General features: G+C 64.7%; 7 protein-coding genes. 1 reads left to right on the forward strand and 6 read right to left on the reverse strand.

Going from position 1 to position 5,328, the window contains the following annotated elements; all coding sequences use genetic code 11:
* From Y706_RS27975 to Y706_RS0108590, 6 genes are all read right to left on the reverse strand, one after another.
* Positions 1–692 (reverse strand): patatin-like phospholipase family protein (locus Y706_RS27975; RefSeq protein ID WP_216699118.1); only part of this gene is annotated, 692 nt, incomplete at its 3' end.
* A 256-nt stretch (positions 693–948) separates the two neighbouring features.
* A complete protein-coding gene (locus Y706_RS0108570; protein ID WP_028276282.1) occupies positions 949–1,476 on the reverse strand; it encodes a DUF427 domain-containing protein in 528 nt (175 codons plus the stop codon).
* A gap of 87 nt (positions 1,477–1,563) precedes the next feature.
* Positions 1,564–2,499, reverse strand: coding sequence for a polyphosphate kinase 2 (ppk2, locus tag Y706_RS0108575; RefSeq protein ID WP_028276283.1), 936 nt, complete (start codon positions 2,497–2,499; stop codon positions 1,564–1,566).
* Between the two features lie 210 nt (positions 2,500–2,709).
* Positions 2,710–3,477, reverse strand: a complete 768-nt coding sequence (locus tag Y706_RS0108580) for an SDR family NAD(P)-dependent oxidoreductase (RefSeq protein ID WP_028276284.1) — start codon at positions 3,475–3,477, stop codon at positions 2,710–2,712.
* Between the two features lie 158 nt (positions 3,478–3,635).
* On the reverse strand, positions 3,636–4,070 hold the full coding sequence (locus Y706_RS0108585; RefSeq protein WP_028276285.1) for an SRPBCC family protein: 435 nt from the start codon (positions 4,068–4,070) through the stop codon (positions 3,636–3,638).
* Between the two features lie 79 nt (positions 4,071–4,149).
* A complete protein-coding gene (locus Y706_RS0108590) occupies positions 4,150–4,512 on the reverse strand; it encodes an ArsR/SmtB family transcription factor (protein WP_028276286.1) in 363 nt (120 codons plus the stop codon).
* 342 nt (positions 4,513–4,854) lie between these two features.
* Here Y706_RS0108590 and Y706_RS30085 point away from each other — a divergent pair, with 342 nt between their 5' ends.
* Complete coding sequence (locus Y706_RS30085; protein ID WP_043435504.1) at positions 4,855–5,316, forward strand: YegP family protein; 462 nt, start codon at positions 4,855–4,857, stop codon at positions 5,314–5,316.
* Positions 5,317–5,328: the final 12 nt, after the last annotated feature.

Here is a 5,328-nt window from a genome sequence, read left to right on the forward strand (position 1 = left end):
CGGTAGCCGTTGCTGGTGCTGGCGGCGACGGCGTCCACGAGATCGATTCCGCTGTGGCGGTCGAACACGACCGGGTCCCCGGTATCCGCATCAACGGCCGTGATCAGCACGGGCTGTTGCGGCCAGTGCCGGCTGGGAAGCCGGGCCGCGACGATGTCGCGCCAGCGCATCTGGGCAGAGCCGTCCGAAGCTTCCATCTCGAGTGCCGCGGCGCCCATCCTGCGGCGCATGTCGGAGGCATCCGCAGCAGAACCAATGATTCCGTTGGACCACTCCAGGTAGGTTTGCCCCGAGAAATTCGGAGCGCGTCCCCTGTCCGGTCCGGAGTGGCCGGCTTGTGGCCGAGGCACCTCGGCGAGGATGGCGGCATACAGTTCGGCCGGCCGAGTCCCGCTGGTGATCTGGGCAGCCACTGTCGATCCTGCCGATGTCCCGATGATGAGGTCGGCCTCGGTGACATCGATGCCGGCCTCGGACAGGCCGGCGATGAGACCGAGCTCCCACGCATTGCCTGCCGCTCCGGCGCCGGCGAGCACCAAGGCCCGCTTGCGTGAGCTGTCGGTCTGTCGTGCGGCGTGGGCCTGTTGGCCGGGAACGGGCCAATTTCGGGGCTGTGGTGTCCACGTCACTGCAATGGCACCGGAGGCCGTCGTCGAATGGATGCGCGGAGTTGAAGAAGGTGTTGTGTTCATGGGAGTCGCCTTTCGCGAATTTGCCTTGCGGCACTCCCGGAGACGACTACTTCAGTCGCGCGACCGTGGACTTCGGGGGAGCGCCCATTACGGATACTGCGTTCATGGGTCTCACCTCCTGAAGATTGATCACGATCACCGGAAAGCTATCACGCCGGCAAGGCGGGGCACAACGGGCATCCAGCCGCCAGAGCGCGCACCGGCTGAGTCGCCACACGCACAGTCAGCAAGTCTTGCCGGCGCGAGGGCGATGTGCTCACCACCCGGCCGTGCCAGGGCCGCCTTTGAACGGACCAACGATCTGCGTGGTGATCCAACCGCCGTAGAAGTCACCTTCCTGGAAGGTCACCTGCTCGCCGTTGACTTGGCAGGAGTCCATGTGAGCCGGGTAGAGGGCCACTCGGGTGCTGAGCGCCCCGAAACCCCGGGTTGGTTCGGGGTAGGTCCACCCGCCACGGGGAACGACGACGCCGCCGGCAACGACGTCGAAGTAGTGCGCTTCTCCCTTGAACTCGCAGAAGCTGGTGCCCCCGACCGGGATGAGTACACCGGCAGGGAATGAGTCCAACGGCAAGTAGTAGACAGGCGGGTGACTTGTCTCCAGGACGCGCACTGCATCGGTGGTGTCGGCAATCACCTGCCCGCCAAGCCGCACGGTAACCCGTTCGGATCGGGGCTCGACCCTCGGCGGCCGCGGGTAGTCCCACACCGATTCTTGGCCCGCCTTGGGTTTGATGGGCTGGGGACGCCGGAAAAGGCCGGAAGAACCGTGTGCAGGAGTCATGTCCCCATGTTGCCATCTTCTGCTGGGATCCCACCGTGAGCGCGACGCATCCGTGCGACAGCGCATCCGCCGACCGCGAGCCGGCCGCTAGTCGCCGGCGGCTTCGCGGCCGCGGCGCACGATCAGCCGGTCGGGGCTGTGGACCACGGATGTGTCCTTGTCCTCGTAGTCGAACTGGTTGAGGAAGTAGCGCATGGCGTTGATCCGACCCCGCTTCTTGTCATTGAACTTGATGGTGATCCACGGCGCATGGTCGGTGTCGGTCCGCAGGAATGTCTCCTCCTTGGCGGCTGTGTACTCCTCCCACCGGTCCAGGGAGGCGAGATCGATGGGCGAGAGTTTCCAGCGCCGCACCGGGTCTATCTGCCGGATCGCAAAACGGGTGCGCTGCTCGTGGCGGGTCACCGAGAACCAGAACTTGGTCAGGTGGATCCCGGAGTCCACGAGCATCCGCTCGAAGAGCGGGGCCTGAACCATAAAGGTGTCGAACTCCTGCTCCGTGCAGAAGCCCATGACCCGCTCCACATTTGCCCGGTTGTACCAGGAGCGGTCGAACATCACGATCTCCCCGGCCGTGGGCAGGTGCTGGATGTAGCGCTGGAAATACCACTGGCCCAGTTCACGGTCAGAGGGTTTACTCAATGCCACTGCCCGGGCCGAGCGGGGATTCAGGTGCTCAGTGAAGCGCTTGATTGTTCCGCCCTTGCCGGCCGCATCCCGGCCCTCAAAGACGATCACGTGCCTGAGCTCCTGGTCCTGGCCCCAGTACTGGAACTTCAGCAGTTCAACCTGCAGCCGGTATTTCTCCAGCTCGTACTCTTCGCGGGACATCCGTTGCTCGTAGGGGTAGTCTTCCCGCCACGTCTGTACGGCCGAGCCGCCGGGGTGAATCAGTTCCGGATCTTCGCCTTGCCCCCCACGCACCGTGTACCCCATCTCCACCAGATGGTCGATGGCCTCACGCAGGTTTTCCCGGAGCCAGCCCTGGTCCTCGGGTGTCCACGTCCTGTCCGCCGGCGTCATCCCGGCCTCCTTCCGGCCCCCTCGAACCAGCTGCCGGACTTCCAGATGCCGGCGGTGTTCGATGCTCAACTGCGTTCATAGAATGCGACCAGCCTAAGCCGACAAGTGGAGCTCACGATAGGGACGGGTTGGGGATACTTTGGGTCACCTGACCCGCCGGCCGGGACTACCTACCTGTGGGTGCCGGTGGGGCCGGGTCGATGTTTCGCTTCAGAAGAGCATGATGCCGGTGAGTTCGGCGAGTTTCTCGGTGAGCTTGTCCTGGAAATCAGCGTCGGTGACCTCCGGAGCCGGCTTCCGCGGCCGGCGGTGATGCCAGTACATTCCGGAGACCTGGACGGCGGGGTCAGGGCTGACGGCGAGCCAGCCCTGGGTGTCCTGGCCCATGGCGAGGTCGTCGGGGGCGCCGGCGCCGCCCATCTTGGTGGGCACCCAGCCGGGGTCAACGGAGTTGCTGAGCACGTCGGTCCACTGCCGGGCGACGGCAGCGGAGAGCGCGGAAACGTAGAGCTTGCTCTCGGAGTAGGCCGCGCTGGCGTCCCAGCGCCGTCGGGTCCAATCGATGTCCGGGAGGTTGCTGCTGGCCGCGCGGTGCATCCCGCTGCTGAGGTAGATCAGCCGGTGCGGCCGCTCGATCAGCGCGGTGAGAATGTAGGGCGCCAGAACGTTGACGGCCAGGGTGCGGGAGTGTCCCTCCGGGGTCGCGACTCGCCCCGGCGAGAGGTAGACGCCTGCGTTATGGATGACGGCGTCCATCCGCCCGTAAGCGTTCACCTGCGCCGCCAGTTCCCGGGTTTCGGAGGCCCTGCTGAGGTCACCGATCACGATGCCGATGGCAAGCGGCGCGAGTTCATCGAGGGAGGAGGCGCGTTCCCTGGAGCGGGCGTGCAACAGGACCTCGTCGCCGCCGTTCAGGAGCGTCCGGGCGGTGGCGAGGCCAAGTCCGTCGGTAGAGCCTGTGATGAAAATGCGAGCCATGAGGATGGTCCTTTCTTCACCGTTACCTTCCAGACGCCGCGCATCATTCTGGTTTGATGCGCCCTGGTGGAACATCAGGGGGACGTGTTCGTGCTTGCCACTTGATGGCTTCAGCTACGGACGGGTCACACTCAAGAATGAACGCCCTGCGCCTTCATCTAGGCGGATTCGAGAACGTTCTTAAGATTGGTCAACTGAGCGACCTCGGCATTCATGGTGCGGACAATCACCGGGCCCACGAGCTTCATGAGTCCCTTGGGCTCCAGGTCCAGGCTGAAACGAACAGTCGTTCCGCCCGGCGCTTCACTGAGCCGGTACGCACCGGCCGGACGGGCCGGACCGGCCACCACCTGGAAGCCCAGGAGCTTTCCGGGGTCCGCCGCGGTGATTTCGTAGTCCCCGACGATCGGCCGGCCCCCGGGGCCCGAGAGAGTCTGGCTGTACACGGCACCGAGGTCCCCGGGTGTTCCACTCTTCAGTGTTATGTCCTGAACCCCGGAGCGCCATGCGCGGTTATTCAGTCCATCCGCGAGGAACGCATAGACGTCCTCCGGAGATCGGTTGATGGTGGTCTCGTTCTCGGCGTGAGCCATTGCTACCCCTACTGGTTTTAGTCCGGACGCGTCCATGCCGGTCGATCGATGTTGTCCATAGTCCGTCGTGCGCCGGTATTTAGCGGATTGCTTCTTCAGGCTCTTCAGCCATGGGGCTCAGGGTCATCCGGGTGGTGACCAGGAGAGATCCGAGCAGGGATCGGGCGGCCGCGAGCAGGACATTAACCTCAGGGCTGGCCAGTTCATAGAACAACCTGCCCTCGCGCCGTGAGGGGACAATCAGGCGCTGGCGGCGGAGAATGCTCAAATGTTGGGAGAGGTTTGACGGCTCAAGGCCCGTGTTGTCGCGCAGCCGGCTTACGGCAACTGGTCCGTCGGCGAGCATTTCCAGCAACTGGATTCGGGCAGGGTGGCCCATGGCCTTGAACAGTTCTGCCTTCACATCGGTCTGGACCGGACTTGCAGGAAGATCATCCGGCATTGGGGCCTCCCTCCTTCACATTCAACTATTCTGAACCGCGCGTCTGTGCAGACCCCGGCGACAGGAAAACTAGCACGAGCAAGACAGAAAAGTCTGTCTCGCACACCCATGATTTGGTCAGCCCGCTTACATATCGTAGCGCCGGACCGCTGCAGTGTCGTCGCCGCCGCCAGACAGGGTGGTACCTCTTGCGCAGGTGAGTTGCATAGTTCAGACTTTCATGAATTCATCAATTCGATTCGGCCGGTACGAGTGACTGGCATCGTTCGGGTGGATTCAGGCTGTTCCCGGTGACAACGGCGTCGCCGGGAACAATCGGGTCCCGGCTTCCAGGAGGGTTCTATGACAGGCATGTTCGAACTGTTCACCGATACCGACACGTCCTACCGATTTCGACTGACGGCCCCGGACGGGACCGTCATGGCCCTCTCCAGGCCCTTTCCAGACCTGCCGGCGGCGGTGGCCGGGATCGCAGCAGTGCGGGAGTACGCCGGCATGGGGCTGGTCTCGGAAATTTCGGCACCGCGGGATGACGCGCTGCTCCAGTCCGCGGCCGAGGGCATTCCCGTGGAACCCAGCGCGCAGAGGCGCGGAGTTCACGAGGCGCACGTGCAGGGCCAGCGCGCCCGGGCGAGAACGGCCCGTGGCGGGGCGCCCAGGTCTCCTGAAGGGCCGCCGCGCCTCCGCGTCCCGTCCGCAGCGCGCTTCTTGGGCCGACTCGCAGGGACCCGGAACCAGCAGCTGATCGTGCGGTGGCGGCAGGCACTGGAGGCGCGGACTGCGGTTGGGCTCAGCTCGTGCTGACCGTGTCCCGGG

This window comes from Arthrobacter sp. I3 (genome assembly GCF_000520575.1).
In the GTDB taxonomy this organism is placed as follows: Bacteria; Actinomycetota; Actinomycetes; order Actinomycetales; family Micrococcaceae; genus Arthrobacter; species Arthrobacter humicola_A.

Excerpts from the sequence above, each read along its gene's own strand:
- Y706_RS0108570 (WP_028276282.1), bottom strand. The coding sequence starts at position 1,476 with ATGACTCCTGCACACGGTTCTTCCGGCCTTTTCCGGCGTCCCCAGCCC.
- ppk2 (WP_028276283.1), bottom strand. The coding sequence starts at position 2,499 with ATGACGCCGGCGGACAGGACGTGGACACCCGAGGACCAGGGCTGGCTC.
- Y706_RS0108580 (WP_028276284.1), bottom strand. The coding sequence starts at position 3,477 with ATGGCTCGCATTTTCATCACAGGCTCTACCGACGGACTTGGCCTCGCC.
- Y706_RS0108585 (WP_028276285.1), bottom strand. The coding sequence starts at position 4,070 with ATGGCTCACGCCGAGAACGAGACCACCATCAACCGATCTCCGGAGGAC.
- Y706_RS0108590 (WP_028276286.1), bottom strand. The coding sequence starts at position 4,512 with ATGCCGGATGATCTTCCTGCAAGTCCGGTCCAGACCGATGTGAAGGCA.
- Y706_RS30085 (WP_043435504.1), top strand. The coding sequence starts at position 4,855 with ATGACAGGCATGTTCGAACTGTTCACCGATACCGACACGTCCTACCGA.